Origin of the sequence: Janthinobacterium fluminis (genome assembly GCF_028595325.1) — a bacterium.
GTDB lineage: Bacteria > Pseudomonadota > Gammaproteobacteria > Burkholderiales > Burkholderiaceae_D > Janthinobacterium > Janthinobacterium fluminis.
On record NZ_JAQQXR010000015.1, the window covers coordinates 60,614 to 81,140 of the forward strand.

17 protein-coding genes are annotated in these 20,527 nt (G+C 63.9%); 10 read left to right on the plus strand and 7 right to left on the minus strand.

The genetic code is table 11. From position 1 onward, the window contains the following. The first annotated feature begins 17 nt into the window (after window positions 1-17). Window positions 18-1,310, plus strand: coding sequence for an HlyD family secretion protein (locus tag OIK44_RS23910; protein WP_273674542.1), 1,293 nt, complete (start codon window positions 18-20; stop codon window positions 1,308-1,310). A gap of 36 nt (window positions 1,311-1,346) precedes the next feature. Next, window positions 1,347-3,536, plus strand: a complete 2,190-nt coding sequence (locus OIK44_RS23915) for a peptidase domain-containing ABC transporter (RefSeq protein ID WP_273674543.1) — start codon at window positions 1,347-1,349, stop codon at window positions 3,534-3,536. A 102-nt stretch (window positions 3,537-3,638) separates the two neighbouring features. On the opposite strand, the gene fmt is transcribed toward OIK44_RS23915, so the two are convergent. Further along, window positions 3,639-4,595 carry a methionyl-tRNA formyltransferase gene (gene fmt, locus OIK44_RS23920; protein ID WP_273674545.1) on the minus strand — a complete coding sequence of 319 codons (957 nt, stop codon included), beginning with the start codon at window positions 4,593-4,595 and terminating at the stop codon, window positions 3,639-3,641. A 52-nt stretch (window positions 4,596-4,647) separates the two neighbouring features. Further along, a complete protein-coding gene (def, locus tag OIK44_RS23925; RefSeq protein ID WP_273674546.1) occupies window positions 4,648-5,190 on the minus strand; it encodes a peptide deformylase in 543 nt (180 codons plus the stop codon). A 305-nt stretch (window positions 5,191-5,495) separates the two neighbouring features. Here def and OIK44_RS23930 point away from each other — a divergent pair, with 305 nt between their 5' ends. The 4 genes from OIK44_RS23930 (at window position 5,496) to OIK44_RS23945 (ending at window position 8,567) form a co-directional block, all read left to right on the plus strand. Continuing rightward, window positions 5,496-6,632 (plus strand): LysM peptidoglycan-binding domain-containing protein, encoded by a 1,137-nt coding sequence (locus OIK44_RS23930; RefSeq protein ID WP_273674548.1) that lies wholly within the window; start codon window positions 5,496-5,498, stop codon window positions 6,630-6,632. 7 nt (window positions 6,633-6,639) lie between these two features. Further along, window positions 6,640-7,755 carry a DNA-processing protein DprA gene (gene dprA / locus OIK44_RS23935; protein ID WP_273674549.1) on the plus strand — a complete coding sequence of 372 codons (1,116 nt, stop codon included), beginning with the start codon at window positions 6,640-6,642 and terminating at the stop codon, window positions 7,753-7,755. 194 nt (window positions 7,756-7,949) lie between these two features. Beyond that, the gene (locus tag OIK44_RS23940; RefSeq protein ID WP_273674550.1) at window positions 7,950-8,162 is read left to right on the plus strand and encodes a hypothetical protein; all 213 of its coding nucleotides are present in this window, start codon (window positions 7,950-7,952) and stop codon (window positions 8,160-8,162) included. 12 nt (window positions 8,163-8,174) lie between these two features. Further along, entirely contained in the window at window positions 8,175-8,567 is a 393-nt protein-coding gene (locus OIK44_RS23945) for a hypothetical protein (RefSeq protein WP_273674551.1), read from the plus strand. Here OIK44_RS23945 and OIK44_RS23950 read toward each other — a convergent pair. Next, the gene (locus OIK44_RS23950) at window positions 8,564-8,698 is read right to left on the minus strand and encodes a hypothetical protein (RefSeq protein ID WP_273674553.1); all 135 of its coding nucleotides are present in this window, start codon (window positions 8,696-8,698) and stop codon (window positions 8,564-8,566) included. The genes OIK44_RS23945 and OIK44_RS23950 overlap by 4 nt on opposite strands. Before the next feature lie 80 nt (window positions 8,699-8,778). On the opposite strand from OIK44_RS23950, the gene OIK44_RS23955 reads away from it, so the two are divergent. Next, the gene (locus OIK44_RS23955) at window positions 8,779-9,240 is read left to right on the plus strand and encodes a Smg family protein (protein WP_273674554.1); all 462 of its coding nucleotides are present in this window, start codon (window positions 8,779-8,781) and stop codon (window positions 9,238-9,240) included. A 241-nt stretch (window positions 9,241-9,481) separates the two neighbouring features. Beyond that, window positions 9,482-12,154 carry a DNA topoisomerase III gene (locus tag OIK44_RS23960; RefSeq protein WP_273674555.1) on the plus strand — a complete coding sequence of 891 codons (2,673 nt, stop codon included), beginning with the start codon at window positions 9,482-9,484 and terminating at the stop codon, window positions 12,152-12,154. 94 nt (window positions 12,155-12,248) lie between these two features. Here OIK44_RS23960 and OIK44_RS23965 read toward each other — a convergent pair whose 3' ends face one another. The 4 genes from OIK44_RS23965 to OIK44_RS23980 form a co-directional block, all read right to left on the minus strand. Beyond that, window positions 12,249-12,635, minus strand: coding sequence for a carboxymuconolactone decarboxylase family protein (locus OIK44_RS23965; protein ID WP_273674556.1), 387 nt, complete (start codon window positions 12,633-12,635; stop codon window positions 12,249-12,251). A 66-nt stretch (window positions 12,636-12,701) separates the two neighbouring features. Beyond that, entirely contained in the window at window positions 12,702-13,403 is a 702-nt protein-coding gene (locus tag OIK44_RS23970; RefSeq protein WP_273674557.1) for a hypothetical protein, read from the minus strand. Window positions 13,404-13,459: 56 nt separating this feature from the next. Then, window positions 13,460-14,866, minus strand: a complete 1,407-nt coding sequence (locus OIK44_RS23975; protein ID WP_273674559.1) for an alkaline phosphatase — start codon at window positions 14,864-14,866, stop codon at window positions 13,460-13,462. A 24-nt stretch (window positions 14,867-14,890) separates the two neighbouring features. Next, window positions 14,891-16,345, minus strand: a complete 1,455-nt coding sequence (locus tag OIK44_RS23980) for an alkaline phosphatase (protein ID WP_273674561.1) — start codon at window positions 16,343-16,345, stop codon at window positions 14,891-14,893. Between the two features lie 208 nt (window positions 16,346-16,553). Here OIK44_RS23980 and OIK44_RS23985 point away from each other — a divergent pair, with 208 nt between their 5' ends. Further along, on the plus strand, window positions 16,554-16,793 hold the full coding sequence (locus OIK44_RS23985; RefSeq protein ID WP_273674562.1) for an MbtH family protein: 240 nt from the start codon (window positions 16,554-16,556) through the stop codon (window positions 16,791-16,793). Between the two features lie 132 nt (window positions 16,794-16,925). Further along, window positions 16,926-20,527, plus strand: a 3,602-nt coding sequence (locus OIK44_RS23990; RefSeq protein ID WP_273674563.1) for a condensation domain-containing protein, incomplete at its 3' end; no start/stop codon positions are given.

Genomic DNA, 20,527 nt, shown 5'->3' on the forward strand with positions numbered 1-20,527 from the left:
TTTTCAGGAAGGCAACTTTGGAACCTATCCCTATTTTTCGTAACGAGGCGCTTAAGTACAAAAAAGGGAAGCTTGAGGGAAGTGTTGTCTTCATCAGGCCGATATCACTTCCCATTTTTACCTTTTTTGCGGTTTGCGTTTCTCTTGCGATCATCGTTGGCGCAATTTTCGGCGAATTCACCAACCGAACGACTGTCAGCGGCAGCCTGATTCCTGAAGGCGGCATAGTGAAACTGTATAGCCAGACGGCAGGCGTGGTCATGCATAAGCACTTTTCCGACGGGGACATAGTCCGCGAAGGGCAGGTGTTGTATACGATAGTCGGAAATCGGCACACGGCGCAAACCGCGGATGTGGAGCGGACGCTGCTTGAGCACGCGCAATCGCGTATCACTTCATCGCAGTATGAAATATCAAATATTCGCGAACTGGAAAAAAACGAGAGGCTGACCAGAAACAAGAAGATTAAATTTCTTCAAGGGCAGCTGGACGTGATCCATGGGCAAATACAGATGCAACAGAAGCAAATTGAAATCGCCACAAATCTCTACAGCCGTTATGGCGGCTTGCTGGCAAAAGGCTATGTAACCAAGGACCACCTGAATGACAAGGAGTCCGCGCTCATCGAGCAAAAGAACCGGCTGGCTTCGCTGGAGCGCGAGCGCGAGTCTATCCTGACCGAGATATCGGGCACCGACGGCGAAATTGCATCGGCGACCATGCGCTTCAGGAGCCAACAGGAACAGGCCCAGCGCAGTCTGTTGACGGCCCGGCAAGAGGCGATAGAACTCGATTCGAAGCGCGAGTTCATATTGAAGGCACCGGTGCAGGGGGTGATTACAGGCGTGCAAATCGAGATCGGCCAGTCCATAGACCCCAGCCGCCCGCTTGTAACTATTCTTCCGGCCAATGGAAGACTGCTCGCGGAGCTGTACGTGCCGCGTGGCGCGATTGGTTTCATACAAAAGGACACCGTCGTCAATATGCAGTATGAAGCGTATATGTATCAAAAATTCGGACTGCACAAGGGCAAGGTGATCTCCATATCGCAGGTTGCCATTCCGTCTCAAGAACTGGGAGTGGGGTCGGGTGGCATTCCGCGGAAAAACAACCAGATGCCGGCGGAATCGTATTACCGGGTTACGGTTTCATTGAATTCCCAGCAAGTTCAGGCGTACGGAAAGCCATACGAGCTCAAGCCTGGAATTATTGTCGTTGCAGAGCTGGATTTGGAGACAAAAAAAATCTATCAATGGCTGTTCGATCCGATCCTCAGTGCAAACGGGCGCCTCAGTTCATTCCTGAAGTAAAAGAATTTCAAGCGGTATTGAAACGTCGGGCGATATATGAATAGTAAATTTTTCGAAGGCATAAATTTTGGTTTCTCCAAAAATGTGCCGGTGGTGCTGCAGACGGAATTGACGGAATGTGGCTTGTCATGCGTCGCCATGATATCCGGATACTATGGCGCAAATGAGAATTTAACAGATTTGCGGAGAAAATTCCCCCTGTCGTTAAAGGGAATGACGTTGCGCCAGATTATCGAGGTGTGTGGACGCTTGCATATGTCGAATCGGGCTGTGCGGGTGGAGGTCGAGGAGCTCCGTGAGTTGAAGTTGCCATGCATTTTGCATTGGGAGTTCAATCATTTTGTGGTGTTGAAGGCGGTTGGCAGGAAAACCGTGACAATCGTCGACCCGGGCCATGGCGAAAGAAAGGTGGCGGTTTCTGAATTATCGAATTCTTTCACTGGCGTTGCGCTTGAAGTTTGGCCGGACATTGAATTTAAAAAAACGCCGCCGGAAGCGCCGATAAAAATACGAGAGCTCACCGGGAAATTTCATGGTGTTAACGGCACTTTTGCGCAGATCATCGGGCTGGCATTGAGTTTGGAGGTTTTCGCCCTGCTCAGTCCCTTGTTCATGCAATGGGTTCTGGATAACGTAATTGTTGCGAATGACAAAAACCTGTTGAATACGCTGGCGATCGGCTTCATATTTTTGATCTTGTTGCAGCAAGGTATAGGCGCGTTTCGCTCATGGATTATGATGTATTTCGGGACGTCGATGTCCGTGCAGTGGCGCAGCAATGTTTTCCGCCACCTGATGTCGCTGCCAATCTCCTACTTCGAGCGGCGCCAGCTGGGCGACGTGGTGTCGCGTTTCGGATCGGTTGACTCCATTCTTCAAACCGTGACCAGCTCATTTTTGGGCGGGGTGATTGATGGGGTGATGACGTTCATCACCCTGATCATGATGTTCCTGTACAGCGTGGAGCTGGGCTTGATCTCTGTTTCAACCATGCTGCTCTATGGTCTTGGCCGGCTGCTGTGGTATCGCCCTTTGCGCGAATCGACCAGCGAAACAATTGTCCGGGGCGCGAAAACCCAGTCGCATTTTCTTGAAAGCATACGCGGAATAAAAGCCTTGCAGCTTTTCGGGAAACAAAACATCCGAGTCTCCGCCTGGCAGTCGCTCGTGGTTGACCAAGTTAACGCTGGATTAAAGACGCAGAAATTACAATTGCTATATCAGCAATGGAATGGATTGCTGTTCTCACTCGAAGGCATTGTCATCATATGGGTTGGCGCAAATATGGTCATGGAGAGTGCGCTCACTGTCGGCATGTTGATGGCGTTCAACTCGTATCGATCCCGCTTCGATGGCCGGGTCGGCAGCTTGATTGATAATTATTTCTCGATGAAGATGCTTCGGGTGCAGGCGGAGCGTCTCGGCGACATCATTCAAACCAGTCCCGACGAGAACATCGTGTTGGACGAGCGCGAGCTGGAGAAATTGGATGGCAGTCTTGAGTTGAAAGGCCTTACCTTCCGATACGCCCAGGGAGAGGCGGCGATCATCAAGCGGATTTCGTGCGCGATACAACCCGGGGAATGCGTTGCCATCGTGGGGAAAACTGGAAGCGGCAAGACGACCTTGCTGAATTTGATACTGGGATCGCTTAAACCTACCCATGGCGAAATTTTACTGGGAAATAAAGATCTCGGCATGAACGGGCCCAACCTTGTACGCGGCGTGACCGGCACGGTGATGCAAGACGATGTCTTGTTTGCCGGCTCGCTGGCCGACAATATCACTTTTTGGGACAATGAGATTGACCAGGACCATCTGGATTATTGCATCAACATGGCAATGCTGAAGGACGACATAGGCAAATTCCAGATGGGCTTGAACACCTTGGTCGGCGACATGGGTTCAGCGCTGTCCGCTGGACAAAAACAGCGTGTTTTGCTGGCGCGCGCGCTGTATAAAAAACCGAAAATATTGATATTGGATGAGGCCACCAGCAATCTTGATGTCAATACCGAGGCGGCAATCAATGCCGGCTTGCGCACCTTGAAGTTGACCAGGATCGTCGTTGCGCACAGATTGAGTTCGATCGAGGCGGCTGATCGCGTCCTCTATATCGAAGATGGCTGTTTGCTGCTGGATACGACCCCGAAGTTGTTCTTTGAAACGGGAATTTACAGGTCTGGCAGCAGCCCTTCGGGCGAGGCGGGTCAAATTTTTGCTTGATGGCCTGGTGTACAGCGCGCGCGTAGCCGGGCAGCGCCGGCGCCCGCCCGCCGCGCGCCAGTTCCTCGCGCACGCTGAACGTCGGCGAGCTGGTGCGTGCGCTTAGCTGAAGCGGGCGCCGTCGATGGTGCAGCCCTTGATGAACTCGGCCGCCGGCAGGCGCTTGCCGCCCGGCTTTTGCAATTCGATCAGACGCAGCGCGCCGGCGCCGCAGGCGACGACGATGCCGTGCTGGGCGTCCGCCGCCAGCACCTGGCCGGGCGCGGCGGCGCTGTCGGCCTCCAGCGCCTCGGCCGCCCACAGCTTGACGGTGGCGCCGTCGAGCTGGGCGGTGGCGCCGGGGAAGGGGTTGAAGGCGCGGATCTTCAGGCCCAGCTCCAGCGCCGGCAGGCTGAAGTCGAGCGCCGCCTCGTCCTTGCTGATCTTGGCGGCGTAGGTGACGCCGGCCTCCGGCTGCGGCACGGCTTCCAGCGCGCCCTGTTCCATCTTGCGCAGCGCGGCGACGATCATGCGCCCGCCCAGCGCGGCCAGCTTGTCGTGCAGCGTGCCGGTGCTGTCGCCGGCGGCGATGTTGAGGCGCTCGACGGCCAGCATCGGCCCCGTGTCGAGGCCCTCTTCCATGCGCATGATGGTGATGCCGGTTTCGTCGTCGCCCGCCTCGATGGCGCGGTGGATGGGCGCGGCGCCGCGCCAGCGCGGCAGCAGCGAGCCGTGGATGTTGATGCAGGGGCGGATGTCGAGCGTGGCGCGCGGCAGGATCAGGCCGTAGGCGGCCACGACCATGACGTCGTAGTCGGTCGCCAGCAGGCGCGCGTGGGCGTCGCCGGCCTCGGCGGCGCGCTGCGGGTCCTTGCTGTCCTGGCGCAGCGACAGCGGCTGCAGCACCTCGATGCCGTGGCGCTGGGCCAGTTGCTTGACGGCCGAGGCGTGCAATTGCATGCCGCGCCCGGCCGGCCGGTCGGGCTGGGTCAGCACCAGCGGAATGTCGAAGCCGGCCTCGATCAGGGACTGGAGGGCGACGGCGGCGAATTCGGGCGTGCCTGCGAAAATCACTTTCATAGTATTCCTTGGCTGGCGGCGCGCGGGCGCCACATGACGTGGTGCGAACGGCTCAGAAACGCCGGCCCTGGGCGCGCAGCGAGGCTTCGCGCTCCAGGCCGCGGATTTCCTTGACCATCTTGGCTTTGATGCGGTTGCGCTTGAGCGGCGACAGGTACTCGACAAACACCTTGCCCAGCAAATGGTCCATCTCGTGCTGGATGCAGACGGCCAGCAAGCCGTCGGCGCTGACCTCGAAGGGCTGGCCCTTCAGGTCGAGCGCGCGCACCTTCACTTCGGCGTGGCGTTCGACGCCGTCGTAGATGCCGGGCACGGACAGGCAGCCTTCGTCGTAGACTTGCATTTCGGGACTGGCCCAGATGATTTCCGGGTTGATGAACACTTGCAGCGCGTCCTTGGTGTCGGTGACGTCGATGATCACCAGTTGCTGGTGCACGTCGACCTGCGACGCGGCCAGGCCGACGCCGGGGGCGTCGTACATGGTTTCGGCCATGTCGGCGACCAGGCGCTCCAGGCGGGCGTCGAAGACGGTGACGGGTTTGGCGACCGTGTGCAGGCGCGGATCGGGATAGCGGAGAATATTGAGTATGGACATACGAGTTCGGCTGGTTAGTGGCTACACAAATGCAGTATAGGACAGTGCGGACGCTGGCGGGAGCGGTCGGCGGCGTCGGGCGGCGGCATCTTCTGCGGACCAAAACGCAACAGCCGGGAAGGGGGCCGCAGCGCGGTTTCTCTTGCTAGTTCAAGCGTTTATGGGCAGAATTTGATTCAGTTCGGCAAGCCTTATCGTCGATAGGGGAGCGTGCCATACGGCTGCCTGCGGCCTTCGGCCCGCATGCCGCCCCGGCCCGGAGACGCTCCGGCTTTCCGTCAATGCCGCACTTTACGGACATATTAATGGAAAATTTTAGCACAGTCGGGGTCCGCCTGGTGTGCGCCGCGCTGTTTGCCGGCGGCACGGCCGGCGGCGCGGCCGCGGCCACTTGCGAATTTTTGCCGAACGCGCCGGACCAGCACGCCGTCGTCAAGGGCGACACCCTGTGGGGCATCGCCGGCCGCTTCCTCGAACATCCGTGGTGCTGGGGCCAGGTCTGGGGCTTGAACCGCGACGAGATCCGCGACCCGCACTGGATTTATCCGGGCCAGATCGTCTACCTGGACCGCGCCGCCGGGCGTTTGCGCCTGGGCGGCGGCCCCGGCGCGGCCGACGGCGCCGGCGATGCCGCCGACGCGCGCCTGTCGCCGCGGCTGCGCATCGAAGCGCTCGACAAGGACGCGCTGCCGGCCATCCCGCCGGGCGCCATCGAACCCTTCCTGAGCCAGCCCCTGATCGTCGAGGCGGACCAGCTGGCCACGGCGCCGCGCATCGTCGCCACCCAGGAAAACCACCTGTTTCTGGGCAAGGGTGACAAAGCCTATGTGCGCGGCGAGCTGGAGGGCGGCAGCGCCTTCCAGGTGTTTCGTCCCGGCAAACCGTTGAAAGACCCGCTCAGCCAGGCCGTCATCGGGCATGAGGCGTTTTATCTAGGCACGATGACGCTGCGCAGCGCCGCCAAGGCGGAAGCCAAGGCGAACGCCAAGGCGGAAGCCGGGGCGGCTAACGACATACACACCTTCGTCATTGCCAGCACGAAACAGGAAATGGGCGTTGGCGACCGCCTGCTGCCGGCGCCGCCCGTGCCGATGCGCAGCTATGCGCCGCACACACCGTCGCGGCAGGTTGACGCGCGCGTGATGTCCATCTACGGCGGCGTCAGCTACGCCGGGCAGAACCAGATCGTCAGCGTGAATCGCGGCGCACTTGACGGGCTCGACATCGGTTCCGTGCTGCAGCTGTACCATGACGGCAGGACGGTGACCGACGCGACGGCCGCGAAAGGCTGGTTCGGCATCGGTAAACCGCAGGTCAAGCTGCCCGACGAACAGTATGGCAGCCTGTTTATCTTCCGCGTGTTCAAGCATATTGCGTATGGCTTGATCATGCAGGTCACGGAGCCGGTGCAGGTGGGCGACGTCGCCACGAACCCGGAGTAAGCCCGCCGTGCAGGCCACGGACCCGCAACCCGCCGATGGCGACGACGACTTGCTGCACTGGCTGCGCCTGCTGCAGGCGCCCGGCGTGGGGCCGGTGTCGGTGCGCGCGCTGCTGGCGCACTTCGGCTTGCCTGGCAATATCTTCCGCGCCGCGCATGCCGAGCTGAAAGCGCTGGTCGGCGCGCTGCGCGCCGGCGCCTTGCTGGCGACGCCGCCGGGCGCGCTGGCGGCGCAGCGCGATGCCACGCTGGCCTGGCTGGAGCGGCCCGGCAACCATATCCTGACCCTGGCCGACACCGCCTACCCGCAGACGCTGCTGGCCATCGCCGACCCGCCGCCGCTGTTGTATGTGCAGGGGCGGTGCGAGTTGCTGGCGGGCCCGGCGCTGGCCGTCGTCGGCAGCCGCAGCGCCAGCGCCCAGGGCGTGGCCAACGCCGGCCGGTTCGCCCAGGCGCTCAGCGAGGCGGGCGTGACCATCGTTTCCGGGCTGGCGCTGGGCATCGACACGGCCGCCCACGAGGGCGGCTTGCGCGGGGCGGGCTCGACCGTCGCCGTCATCGGCACCGGCGCCGACCTGGTCTACCCGCCCGCCAACGCGGCGCTGGCGCGGCGCATCGGCGCGCGCGGCTGCATCGTCAGCGAATATCCGCTGGGCCTGGCCGCGGCGGCGGAGAATTTCCCGCGCCGCAACCGCCTGATCAGCGGCCTGGCGCGCGGCGTGCTGGTGGTCGAGGCGGCGGCCCGCTCCGGCTCGCTGATCACGGCCCGGCTGGCGGGCGAGCAGGGGCGCGACGTGTTCGCCATTCCCGGCTCGATCCACTCGGCGCTGGCGAAGGGCTGCCATCAGCTCATCAAGCAGGGCGCGAAACTGGTGGAGACGGCCGCCGACGTGCTGGAGGAGCTGCAACTGCCGGCGCCGCCGCCGCGCGCGGGTGCGCCGGCCGGCCCGCAGCCGCACCCCGATCTGCTGGCGGCGCTGGGCCACGACCCGGCCGATGTCGCCACGCTGGCCGGGCGCGCCGGCCAGGCCGTCGGCGCCGTCGCCGGGCAGTTGCTGGAGTTGGAGCTGGCCGGCCTGGTCGAGCGCCTGCCCGGCGGGCTCTTCCAACGCGTCACCCGCTAGGCGCCGGCGGGTAGTGGTTTAGTTTGGCTGCGTCAGGGGTGCAATATTTTTAATGGCGCTAAGGATGCGCACAGACTTGCCGATAAGGAATACATATGCGGCAGGCGTCGTTCCTTGCTATAGTAAAGTCAAGGACGAAAAATTTAGGCGCGCTATCCTTTGCCAATAGATGCGCAAAACGTCAAGGAGCGGTCATGGACAACACGACATACACATTTAAAGGTGTTGACAAAGGTGTTGACGAAAAGTACGAATCGAAGGATTCCTCGTCAGTGGGTGGGAGTGTGCACACCAAGATCAAAGTTAGGCGAATGCAGGATGTACTTGAGACGCCAAGTGTTCAGATGCCAAGTGGATTGACGAAAGATGAGATGCGGGCCTTCATCATTGCGCATGCAAAAGCGTAATGCAGTTCACATATGCATTCGCAGTTCACATATGCATTCAAGAAACGATTTGCCCTAGAATTCGTCAATTTTCCGATTGAGCAGCAAGACAAGATTCTTGATTTTGCTGCCACTTTTATGGCCCATGGACTTTCTGACTTCTCCAAGTACATCGGGAAGATATCTCCGTCATGGGCTGGAAATGCCGATGCGGCAGCCTATAATTTTGCACGTCAAAACGATCTTTGGCATTACCATATCGGCTTGCCGACTTACGTCTCCAATCATCCAAAATTTAAGACATCCGATTGGGTTTTGCATTTTCAATGGAAAAACAGGGGCAATCACATAGACCTCTTGGACATATATTCGCACTATAAGAGCGACGGCACATTTTACCTTCCTGGGACTGATTACTTGGTCTAGTGTCGCGCTTTGCTGTTCGCTTCAACCATCTGCAAAACCTCTTCCAGCTCCCATACGTGATCGGCGATCCCAGCTTCCATCGCAGGCGTGACGCGCAGAGATTTGTGGATACGGCAGAAGTTGTCGTGCATGGTCAGGTTCGCGCGCCCGACGCAGGACCCGCCGGCGCCGGCTCTTGTGCCGCAAGGAGCTTAGCTGATAGAGTAGCGCCATGTTCGACATCCTTGTTTATCTCTACGAGACTTATTACCGTCCCGACGCCTGCCCCGAGCCGGTCGCGTTGGCGAAGAAGCTGTCGGCCGTCGGTTTCGACGACGAGGAGATTTCCGAGGCGCTGGTGTGGCTCAACGACCTGGCGGCGATGGCCGTCGCGCCGCAGACGCTGACGGCCGAGTCGACCGGCACGCGCTTCTATGTGGACGAGGAGCGCGAGACGCTGGGCACGGCCGCCATCGGCTTCATCCAGTTCCTCGAAAGCGCCAAGGTGCTCAGCCCGCTGCAGCGCGAAATCGTCGTCGAGCGGGCGCTGGCGCTGGACGAGTCGCCCGTGTCGCAGGGCAAGCTGAAGGTGATCGTGCTGATGCTGCTGTGGAGCCAGGGCAAGGAGCCGGACGCGCTGATGTTCGACGACCTGTTCGGCGACGACGAGCAGGTGCCCCGTTTGCTGCACTAGTTCCCGCCGGCGTACCGGCACGGACGCCATCAAACTGTCACGATTCCCGCAACATCCGCCGCCGTCCGGGCCGCTATGCCCGGCCTGGAGCTTGCGGATTTCGCGGCTACCCGCTTATCATTAGCCGCTTGATAAGACTATTAGACGACGGCGTCGGGCGTGCAAAAGCGATCCCGCCCCGCGATGCACTGTATGATGCGCTTGCTGAACTAATCCTAGAGCATTTTTCGAGACCAAAAATATGACCAAAACCCTCATCATCGCCGAGAAGCCTTCTGTCGCGAACGACATCGCGAAGACGCTTGGCGGCTTCACCAAGCACGATGAGTACTTTGAATCGGACGAATACGTGCTGTCGTCGGCCGTCGGCCACCTGCTGGAGATCGCCGTGCCGGAAGAGCACGACGTCAAGCGCGGCAAATGGAGCTTCGCCCACCTGCCGATGATCCCGCCGTACTTCGCCCTGAACCCGATCGCCAAGACCGAAGCGCGCCTCAAAGTATTAAACAAGTTGATCAAGCGCAAAGATGTGACGACTCTCATCAATGCCTGCGATGCCGGGCGCGAAGGCGAGCTGATTTTCCGCCTGATCGCGCAAAACGCCAAAGCCAAGCAGCCGGTCAAGCGCCTGTGGCTGCAGTCGATGACGCCGGGCGCGATCCGCGACGGCTTCACGCAGTTGCGCAGCGACGAGGAGATGCTGCCGCTGGCCGACGCCGCGCGCTGCCGCTCGGAAGCGGATTGGTTGATCGGCATCAATGGCACGCGGGCCATGACGGCCTTCAACTCGAAAGAGGGCGGCTTCTACCTGACCACCGTGGGCCGGGTGCAGACCCCGACCCTGTCCATCGTCGTCGAGCGCGAAGACAAGATCAAGAAATTCGTGCCGCGCGACTTCTGGGAAGTGCGCGCCGAGTTCGTCTGCGCGGCCGGCATCTACGAGGGCCGCTGGCTCGACACGGGCTTCAAGAAGGACGAGACGGACCCGGAGAAGCGCGCCGAGCGCCTGTGGAGCCGCGCCGCCGCCGACTCCATCGCGACGGCCTGCCGCGGCCGCCAGGGCAATGTCACCGAGGAGTCGAAACCGACGACCTCGATGGCGCCGGCCCTGTTCGACCTGACCAGCCTGCAGCGCGAGGCCAACTCGCGCTTCGGCTTCTCGGCCAAGAACACGCTGGGCCTGGCCCAGGCCCTGTATGAAAAGCACAAGGTGCTGACCTACCCGCGTACCGATTCGCGCCACCTGCCGGAAGACTACATTCCGACCGTCAAGCAGGCGCTCGACACCGTCATGCAGAGCAATAACTACCACCAGTTCGCCAAGCAGATTCTCGACAAGGGCTGGGTCAAGCCGAACAAGCGCATCTTCGACAACACGAAGATTTCCGACCACTTCGCCATCATTCCGACGACGATCGCGCCGAAGAACCTGTCCGAGCCGGAACAGAAACTGTACGACCTGGTGACGCGCCGCTTCATGGCCGTGTTCTTCCCGCCGGCCGAGTTCCAGGTCACGACCCGCTACACGGAAGTGTCCGGCCACCAGTTCAAGACCGAGGGCAAGGTCATGACGAATCCCGGCTGGCTGGCGATCTACGGCAAGGAAGCGTCGACGGACGAAGACAAGGAAAACAACGGCAACGGCAATCTGGTGCCGGTGGCCAAGGGCGAAAAAGTCCACACCGAGAAAGTCACGGCCAACGGCCTCGTCACGAAGCCGCCGGCGCGCTACACGGAGGCGACGCTGCTGTCGGCGATGGAGGGGGCCGGCAAGCTGATCGACGACGACGAGTTGCGCGACGCCATGGCCGGCAAGGGCCTGGGCACGCCGGCGACGCGCGCGGCGACCATCGAGGGCTTGCTGACGGAGCGCTACCTGATACGCGAAGGCCGCGAATTGATGCCGACGGCGAAGGCGTCGCAACTGATGACTTTGCTGCGCGGCCTCGGCGTCAACGAATTGACGGCGCCGGAATTGACGGGCGAGTGGGAATACAAGCTGTCGCAGATGGAAAAGGGCCGCATCTCGCGCGACGAGTTCATGCGCGAAATCGCCCAGATGACGCAAATCATCGTCAAGCGCGCCAAGGAATACGACAACGACACGATCCCCGGCGACTACGCGACGATGGCGGCGCCGTGCCCGAACTGCGGCAGCGTGGTCAAGGAAAACTACCGCCGCTTCGCCTGCACCAAGTGCGAATTCTCGATGAGCAAGACGCCGGGCAGCCGCCAGTTCGAAATCGCCGAGGTCGAGGAATTGCTGATCCAGCGCACCATCGGGCCGCTGCAAGGCTTCCGCTCGAAGATGGGGCGGCCGTTCGCGGCCATCCTGCGCATCGTGCGCGACGAGGACATCAGCAACTTCAAGCTGGAGTTCGATTTCGGCCAGAACGACGAGAGCGAGGACGGCGAGGGCGTCGACTTCAGCGGCCAGACGGCGCTGGGGCCGTGCCCGAAATGCGCCGCCGGCGTCTATGAAATGGGCCTGGCCTATGTGTGCGAGCACAGCGTCGCCAAGCCGAAGACCTGCGACTTCCGCAGCGGCCGCATCATCTTGCAGCAGGAAATACTGCCTGAGCAAATGGTCAAGCTGCTGGTCGCCGGCAAGACCGATCTGCTGCCCGGCTTCATCTCGCAGCGCACGCGCCGCCCGTTCAAGGCCTTCCTGGTCAAGGGCAAGGACGGCAAGATCAGCTTCGAGTTCGAGGAGCGCAAGGCCAAGGTGCCGGCCAAGGGCAAGGCCGCCGCGGTCGCCGATGCCGACGCGGAGGGCGCGGAGGCGGCGCCGCTGAAGGCGACGGCGAAGAAAGCCGCCGCCAAGGCGCCGGCCAAGGCGCCGGCCAAGAAAGCGCCGGCAAAAAAAGCCGCCGTGAAAAAAGCCCCGGCGAAGAAGGCGGCCGCAGTGGAGTAAGCCGCGGCGCGGCCCCAAAAAAAACGGAGACGGCATCAAGGTGCCGTCTCCGTTTTTTTTATGCCGCGCGGATTTCCGCGCCCGCCCGCAGCGGCTATGCCGGCGCAATCATCCCCATCTCCGCCAGCACTTCCTGCGCCGAGCGGAAGGCGTCGATGGCCAGCGGCATGCCGCAATAGACGCTGGCGTGCAGCAGCACTTCCTGTATCTCGCGCATGCTGGCGCCGTTGTTGACGGCGCCGCGCACGTGGCCGCGGAGTTCCTGCGCGCGCCCGAGCGCGGTCAGCATCGACAGCGTCAGCAGGCTGCGGGTTTTCAGGTCGAGGCCGTCGCGGCACCAGACGGTGCCCCAGGCGTTGCGCGTGACGAAGTCCTGCAGCGGCGCCGTGAACGCGTCGACGTTGGCGAAGGCCTTGTCGACGAAGTCTGCGCCCATCACCTGCTTGCGCATGCGCAAGCCCTCTTCGAATTGCTGGTCCATCGCCGTCGCTCCCCTGGTCAGTGTCACTGCATGGTAGTGGCGGCGCCGGCCAGGGTCAAGCGGGGCTTAGTCGAGGAAGTCGGCGTATTCCTTCTGGCCGTAGCCGCGCAGGCCCAGCCACGGCAGTTCGCGGCTCAGGCTGGCCTGCGGCTTGGCGTCGACGCGGCGGTAGAAGGTGCCGGCCTTGTCGCCGCTCTCGATGACCAGGGCGATCTGCTTTTGCTCGTCCCACAGCACGCGCTGGAACACGCCGTTCTTCTCGACTTCGCGCCAGCGCGCGCCGGGCACGCTGGACACTTGCTTAGACAGCGGCATGGCGGCCAGCAGCTTGGGGTTCAGCAGGTAGAAGCTGTTGTCCCAGGAGCCGTCGAAATTGACGTTCTCGTATTCGGTGGCGGGGATGGCGATGACCTGCCTGGCGTGGGCGTCGACGTATTCGACGCGCAGCTTGTTTTGCTCCAGCACGAGGTGGCGGGGAATCACGACATGGTTGAATTCCTTGTGTTCGTGCTGGGCCGGTTTGAAGGCAACCTTGTGCTTGGCCGGCGCCTCCGGCGCGGCCGCGGTTTTCGGCAGCACGCGCTCGACCCAGACGTGGCCCGGGCGGCGCAGCATTTTTTCCTCGTAGCGGCTTTCGCGCGTCACGCCTTCCGGCGTCAGCACGCGGCTGTAGTACTGGATGCCGAGGTCGAGGTCGGGGGCCGGCGCGGCCGCTTGCGCGAGGGCGCACAGCAGGCCGGCGGCGAGGAACAGAATGGGGGATTTCATGCTTACTCTCTGGTCGAACCGGAGCCGGGCCGCGCGGGCCCGACTCCGGCTATTGCTTAGAAGCCGAAGGCCGATTTCAGCAGGCTGAATACCTTGGTGTTGTCCAGCGTGCCTTTGAAGTTCTTGGCGCCGGCGCCGGTGGCGAGCAACTTGACGTCGCCGCCGCCGTGGGTTTCGCTGGCCAGGCGCACGCCGGTTTCCTGCTGGTAGGCGTCGCCCAGCGCGGTGGCGCTGTCGACGCTGGTGCGCAGATTCGGGCGGTTCGGGCCGTTGCCGAACACCAGGGTCGTGTAGGTGTTGCCGTCGGCGTCCAGGCTAGGCTTGCCGTCCTTGTAGTTGCGGTTGATGTCGAGGATGGGGCTGCCGCGCTTGCCGTAGCCGTTGAACGCCAGCGTGTGGTCGTGGTCGGCGGTGACGACGATCAGCGTGTTGGCCAGCGTCGGGTCGGTCAGCCTGGCCTTGTCCAGCGCGGCCTTGATGGCGTCGTCGAAGGCGATGGTGTCGCTCAGCGCGCGCTTGGCGTTGGTGCCGTGCAGGGCATGGTCGATGCGGCCGCCTTCGACCATCAAGAAGTAACCCTTGTCGTTTTGCGCCAGGATGTCCATGGCCTTGACCGTCATTTCGGCCAGGCTGGGCTGGTTCGCGCCCTCGCCTTTCGGCGGCGTGGCGGTGCGGTCCAGTTCGTACTCCAGGTGGCTCTTGCTGCTGTACAGGCCGATGAATTTCTTGTTGTTCGGCGCGGCGACCATTTCCGCCTTGGTGGCGGCGACGGTGTAGCCTTTGGCGGCCAGTTCGGTCAGCAGGTTGCGGCCGTCGGCGCGGCCGGCCTTGTTGGTGACGGCGACGTAAGGGGTGAAGTGGTTGCGGCCGCCGCCCATCAGCACGTCGACGCCGTCCTTCAGCGCGGCGTTGTAGCTGTCGCCGCCCGGCACGGTTTGCGCGGCGATCGCGTATTGGGCGTTGCGGTTGCAGATGTGCGAGAAGGTCGCGGCCGGGGTCGCGTGGGTCAGTTCGGTGGTGGTGATCGAGCCGACCGCCTTGCCGTTGGCTTTCGCCAGTTCCAGGATGGTCTGGGCGGCCGTGCCGTTGTTGGCGGCGCAGTTGTTGACGCCCAGGTTGCCGTTGGCGTCCTTGCCCGGTTCGGTGGCGACGGTGTTGGCCGACATCGAGATGACTTCATTGTTCATCTTGACGCCGGTCATGTAGGCGGCCATCGACGGTGCGCTGTCGGTGGTCTGGGCGTCGTTCGAGTAGGTCTTGATGCGCGCGGTGCGCTCCAGCCTGTCCATGGCCAGGCTGCCGTCTTCGCCGTACTTGTAGATGCGCGCGGCCGTCACGGTGGACGGACCCATGCCGTCGCCGAGGAAGAAGATGATGTTCTTGGCGTCGGCGGCGGAGGCGGTGTTGGCAAACAGCGCGGCCAGGGCGAGGGCCAGCAGTGGTTGTTTCAGGGTAGGTTTCATCTGTGGGTATCCAGTTCTTGAGAATTACAGGCCGGCGGCGTTCTTGACCAGGCCGAACACTTTGGTGTTGTCGATGGTGCCGAGGAAGGTGTCGGAACCCTTGCCGATGGCGCCGAGGAAGACGTCGGTGCCGCCGTGGGTTTCATTGCCGGCCGAGACGCGGATCGCGGCTTCCTGGTGGTAGGTGTTGGCGCTGGTCGTCGTTTCGTCCAGGCTGACCATGGTCGAGCGGCTGGCCTGGGTGCGGTTTTCGCCGTTGCCGAAGCCGATGATCGAGTACGGCGCGCCGTCGAGGTCTTTTTCCGTGGCGCCGGAGACGTAGTTTTTCACCAGGCCCAGCACGCCGGGGTTGGCGGCCGTGGTCTTGCCGGTGCGCTTGGCGTAGCCGTTCAGCACCAGGGTGTGGTCGTGGTCGGCGGTGACCACGATCAGCGTGTTTTTCAGGTCCGGATCGCTGAGCTTGGCCTTGGCGATGGCGGCCTTGATGGCGTTGTCGAAGGCGACGGTGTCGTGCAGCGCCTTCTTGGCGGTGGTTTCATGCAGGGCGTGGTCGATGCGGCCGCCTTCGACCATCAGGAAGTAGCCCTTCTTGTTCTTCGCCAGCACGTCCATGGCCTTGGTCGTCATGTCGGCCAGGCTAGGTTCCTTGGCCGGGTCGCGGTCCAGGTCGTAGCTCATGTGGCTGGACGTGAACAGGCCGAACAGGCGCTCGGTCTTGCTGGCGTCGACGGCGTTGAATTCGCTGGCGTTGCCGGCCACGGTGTAGTTCTTGGCTTTCATTTCGGCGATCAGGTCGCGGCCGTCGGCGCGTTTGCCGCCGTCTTTCGGCAGCGTGAAGAATTGCTTGCCGCCGCCCAGCACGACGTCCAGGCCGGTCGCGCCCAGCGCGCTGTTGTAGCCTTTTCCGTCCGGCACCATCGCCGCGGCGATGTCGTTTTCCAGGTCGCGGTGGCAGATGTGGGCGTAGGTCGCCGCCGGGGTCGCGTGGGTGATGCGGGTGGTCGTGACGACGCCGGCCGAGAGGCCCTTGGCCTTGGCCATTTCCAGCAGCGTCGTGGCGGGCGTGCCGTTCTTGGGGCCGCAGTTGTTGCCCAGCTTGTTGCCATTGGCGTCGGCGATCGGGTCGATCGCCTGCGTGTCCTGGGACATCGACAGCACTTCATTGTTCATTTTGACGCCCGTCATATAGGCCGACATCGACGGCGCGCTGTCGGTCACCTGGGCGTCGTTCGAGAAGGTCTTGACGAAGGCTGTTTCCGGCAGCGTGTCCATGGTCAGCTCACCGTCCTCGCCGACGGCGTAGATGCGCGCCGCCGTCATCGTCGTCATCCCCATGCCGTCGCCGAGGAAGAAGATGACGTTCTTCGGCGATTCGACGAGCACCGGTTCGGTTTCTTTCTTGGCGTCGCTGCCGCAGGCGGTCAGCATCAGGGTGAGTGCGACGCTGAGGCCAGCGGCGGAAAGGTGTCTGCGTGTCATGTGGGTGGTCCGGGCTTGGTGAGAAAAACCCAGAATGTAACAATTCAATATGACACGTTGATGACCTCGCAACAGCGGCGCCGCCGGGCGCGGGCGGAGCTTCCGCTAAATTTATCTCCGGCTCATGCGTCATAGATAGCGAGCGGCGCAGGCGGCGGCCCATGTCGGGACGCGCGGCGCCGCCATCCAATCTGATGAGGAAAACCGCATGTCCACAAGCTGCTTTGACCGCGAAGACGAAACCTTCATCGTCCTCGTCAATCATGAGGAAGAGTATTCCATCTGGCCCCACTGGAAGGCCGTTCCCGGCGGCTGGCGCGCCGTCGACGGCGTGAGGGGCGACAAGAAAACCGTGCTGCAATACGTCGAGCAGGCGTGGGGCGGCGATATGCGTCCCCTGTCCCTGCGCACCTGGATGGACGAGCAGGCCGCCGCCGCGCGCTCCTGACGCCGCCGGCGGGCAGCGCCCCCAATGTACTGAATTAGAACGTCGCGGCGTTGATGCAGCCGGGGGCGGCATCGCCTATGCCGCCGCCGCGCGGCAAGTTCCGCAACAGACCGATATCCACCAGGACGCACGATGACTAGCAATCCGCCTTTGCGCAACTTCCCCGATAATTTTGTCGTTCACCTGCGCCAGCTCGCCGCTGAGCGCCCCGACGATACCGCCTTGATCGTGGTCGCCGAGCGCGAGGGCGCGGTGGTCGACACCGCGATCTCGTATGCGCTGCTGGAGCGGCGCATCCGCGCCCTGGCCGCCCGCCTGCAGGCGCAGTTCAGCCTCGGCGAGCGCGTCCTGCTGCTGCTCGACAACGACGACCATTACGTCGTCAGCTTCTTCGCCTGCCTGTACGCGGGCCTGGTCGCGGTGCCCGTGTTTCCGCCCGAATCGGCGCGGCAGCAGCATCTGGCCCGCCTGGTCGGCATCGCCACCGATGCCCAGGCCAGTTGCATCCTGACCACCGCGAGCATCCTCGACATGGTCGGCTGCGGCATCGACGCGTTCGCCGGCGTCACCGCCATCGCCGCCGACGCCGTCGACCCGGATGGCGCGCAGGCGTGGCGCAGCCATGCGCCGCAGGCCGACGATATCGCCTTTCTTCAATACACCTCGGGTTCCACCTCGACCCCCAAGGGCGTGATCGTCACGCACGGCAACCTGATGGCCAACGAGCGCGCCATCGAGCGCAGCATGTCCGTGGGCGCGGCCGACATCTTCGTGTCCTGGCTGCCGCTGTACCACGACATGGGCTTGATCGGCGGGCTGTTGCAGCCCATCCACCGCGGCGTGCCGGTGGGTTTGATGACGCCCAAGTTCTTCCTCGAACGGCCGGCGCGCTGGCTGGAGGCGATTTCGCGCTTGCGCGGCAGCGTCAGCGGCGGCCCGGACTTCGCCTTCCGCCTGTGCCTGGAGCGGGTCCGCGAGAACCAGCTCGCGCGGCTGGATCTGTCCAGCTGGCGGCTGGCGTTCTCCGGCGCCGAGCCGGTGCGGCACGACACCTTGCGCGACTTCATCGCGCATGTCGGGCCGGCCGGTTTCGCCGCCGCCGCCGTCTATCCCTGCTACGGGCTGGCCGAAGCCACCCTGCTGCTCACCGGCGGGCGCCGCACGGCCGGCCTGAGCGCGTGCGCGTTTTCCGCCGACAGCCTGGCGCAGGGGCGGCCGCAGCCGGCGGCCGGCGGCACCGTCCTGGTCGCCTGCGGCAGCACGGTCGCGGAGCACCGGGTGGAGATTGTTGACCCCGTCACGCTGGAAGCGGCCGGCGCCGGCCGGGTCGGCGAAATCTGGGCCAGCGGCGCCAGCATCGCGCATGGTTACTGGCGCCGCGAGCGGGACAGCGCCGACACCTTCGTCACGCGTCGCGGCCAGCGCTGGTTGCGCACCGGCGACCTCGGCTTCATGCAGGACGAGCAGCTGTTCATCACGGGCCGCATCAAGGACTTGATCATCCTGCGCGGCCAGAATATTTATCCGCAAGACATCGAGCGTGCCATCGAGGCCGAGGTGGCGGCCGCCCGCAAGGGCCGCGTTGCCGCATTTGCGGTGCCCATGCCCGACGGCGGCGAGGGCGTCGGCGTGGCCGTCGAGGTGTCGCGCGGCCTGCAAAAACTGGTGCCCGTGGCGGCCCTGGTGGACGCCCTGAGCCTGGTGGTGGCGGCCGTGTGCCGCGAGCCGGCGTCGGTGCTGGTGTTGCTGAATCCGGGCGCGCTGCCCAAGACTTCCAGCGGCAAACTGCAGCGCGGGGCCTGCCGCAAGGGCTGGCTTGAACACACGCTGGACGCCTACGCCGTCTATGAACACGGCAAATTCGTGCGCGGCGGCGCCGCCGAGGCGGCCGACGCGCCCGCCCTCGACGCGACGCAGCTGGCCCTGTCCGGCCTCTGGCGCGAGGTGCTGAAGCGCGGCGCCGATGCCGTGTTTGCGCGCGACGCCCACTTCCTTGCCAGCGGCGGCAGCTCGCTGGCGGCGGTGCAACTGGCGGCCCGCGTGCGCGAGCGCTGGGATGTCGATTTCGCGGTGCGCACCGTGTTCGAGCAGCCGCAACTGGCCGCGATGGCGGAGGCCATCGGGCAATTGCTGGCGAGCGGCGCGCGCGCGCCGAAATCGGCGATGGCGACGCTGGAGCCGGCGCGGCGGCGCCTGCCGCTGGCGCTGTCGCACGCCCAGCAGCGCCAGTGGTTCCTGTGGCAGCTCGACCCGACCGGCACGGCCTACCACATCGGTGGCGCGCTGCGCTATACCGGGGCCTTGGACATCGACGCGCTGCGGGCCGGCTTCGATGGCCTGGTGGCGCGCCACGAATCCCTGCGCACGGTGTTCCGGGCCGGCGCCGACGGCCTGGCCGAGCAGTTGATCGAGCCGGCCGGCCACTTCGATTTGTCGGTGAGCGACCTGCGCGCAGTCCCGGCCGGCGAACGCGAAGCCCGCGCGGCGCGGCTGGCCGACAGCGTCAACGCCCAGCCGTTCGACCTGAGCCGGGCGCCGCTGCTGCGCGTGGCCCTGATCCGCCTCGGCGACGAGGACAACATCCTCGTCGTCGTGATGCACCACATCGTCTCCGACGGCGTGTCGATGCAGGTCTTGCTCGAAGAGCTGGGTGCGCACTACCGCGCCCACCTGGCGGGCGCGGCGCCGGTCTTGGCCGGGCTGCCGGTGCAGTACGTCGACTACGCCGCGTGGCAGCAGGGCTGGCTGGCCGGCGGCGAGCGCGCGCGGCAGCTAGCTTACTGGCTGCAGCAGCTTGGCGGCGCGCAGCCGGTGCTGGCGCTGCCGGCCGACCATGCGCGCCACGCCGTGGCCGGCTACCGGGCCGCGCGCCACAGCGTCGCGTTGCCGGCGCACGCGCTGGAGGGCTTGCGCCAGCGCGCGCAAGCCGAGGGCGCGACGCTCTTCATGCTGCTGCTGGCCGGCTTCCAGGTGCTGCTGCACCGCTATACCGGGCAGGAGGACATCCGCGTCGGCGTTCCCGTCGCCAACCGCCACCGGGTCGAAACCGAAGGCTTGATCGGCTTCTTCGTCAACACCCAGGTTTTGCGCAACAACATGAACGGACGCACCCCGTTGGCGCAGGTGCTGGCGCAGGCGCGCGAGGCGGCGCTGGGCGCCCAGTCGCACCAGGACTTGCCGTTCGAGCAGCTGGTCGACGCGCTGCATCCCGAACGCAGCCTCAGCCACAGTCCGCTGTTCCAGGTGATGTTCAACCACCTGCGCGCGGATTACCGCGCCCTCGCGCAATTGCCCGGTCTGGAGGTGCGGCATTACCCGCTGCCGGACCAGGCCGCGCAATTCGAATTGACCCTGGACTCGACCGAGCAGGCCGACGGACAGCTCGACCTGCGCTTCACGTATGCGGCGGAATTGTTCGAAGCCGCCAGCATCGAGCGCCTGGCCGGCGACTACCTGGCGGTCCTCGCCGCCCTGCTGGAGGGCGGCGGGCGAACCGTGGGCGAGGTCGCGCTGCTGAACGGGGCCGAGCAGGCCCGGCTTGAGCAATGGGGCGTAAACGAGCGGCGCTACCCGGACGCCGAGCCGGTGCAGCGGCTGTTCGAGCGGCAGGCGGCGCTGCACCCGGAAACGCAGGCGCTGGCGTTCGGCGACGTGGCGCTCAGCTACGCCGAACTGAATGCCCGGGCGAACCGGCTGGCGCACCACCTGATCGGGCTGGGCGTGCGGCCCGAAAC

Excerpts from the sequence above, each read along its gene's own strand:
- OIK44_RS23915 (WP_273674543.1), top strand. The coding sequence starts at position 1,347 with ATGAATAGTAAATTTTTCGAAGGCATAAATTTTGGTTTCTCCAAAAAT.
- fmt (WP_273674545.1), bottom strand. The coding sequence starts at position 4,595 with ATGAAAGTGATTTTCGCAGGCACGCCCGAATTCGCCGCCGTCGCCCTC.
- def (WP_273674546.1), bottom strand. The coding sequence starts at position 5,190 with ATGTCCATACTCAATATTCTCCGCTATCCCGATCCGCGCCTGCACACG.
- OIK44_RS23930 (WP_273674548.1), top strand. The coding sequence starts at position 5,496 with ATGGAAAATTTTAGCACAGTCGGGGTCCGCCTGGTGTGCGCCGCGCTG.
- OIK44_RS23940 (WP_273674550.1), top strand. The coding sequence starts at position 7,950 with ATGGACAACACGACATACACATTTAAAGGTGTTGACAAAGGTGTTGAC.
- OIK44_RS23945 (WP_273674551.1), top strand. The coding sequence starts at position 8,175 with ATGCATTCGCAGTTCACATATGCATTCAAGAAACGATTTGCCCTAGAA.
- OIK44_RS23950 (WP_273674553.1), bottom strand. The coding sequence starts at position 8,698 with ATGCACGACAACTTCTGCCGTATCCACAAATCTCTGCGCGTCACGCCT.
- OIK44_RS23955 (WP_273674554.1), top strand. The coding sequence starts at position 8,779 with ATGTTCGACATCCTTGTTTATCTCTACGAGACTTATTACCGTCCCGAC.
- OIK44_RS23960 (WP_273674555.1), top strand. The coding sequence starts at position 9,482 with ATGACCAAAACCCTCATCATCGCCGAGAAGCCTTCTGTCGCGAACGAC.
- OIK44_RS23965 (WP_273674556.1), bottom strand. The coding sequence starts at position 12,635 with ATGGACCAGCAATTCGAAGAGGGCTTGCGCATGCGCAAGCAGGTGATG.
- OIK44_RS23970 (WP_273674557.1), bottom strand. The coding sequence starts at position 13,403 with ATGAAATCCCCCATTCTGTTCCTCGCCGCCGGCCTGCTGTGCGCCCTC.
- OIK44_RS23975 (WP_273674559.1), bottom strand. The coding sequence starts at position 14,866 with ATGAAACCTACCCTGAAACAACCACTGCTGGCCCTCGCCCTGGCCGCG.
- OIK44_RS23980 (WP_273674561.1), bottom strand. The coding sequence starts at position 16,345 with ATGACACGCAGACACCTTTCCGCCGCTGGCCTCAGCGTCGCACTCACC.
- OIK44_RS23985 (WP_273674562.1), top strand. The coding sequence starts at position 16,554 with ATGTCCACAAGCTGCTTTGACCGCGAAGACGAAACCTTCATCGTCCTC.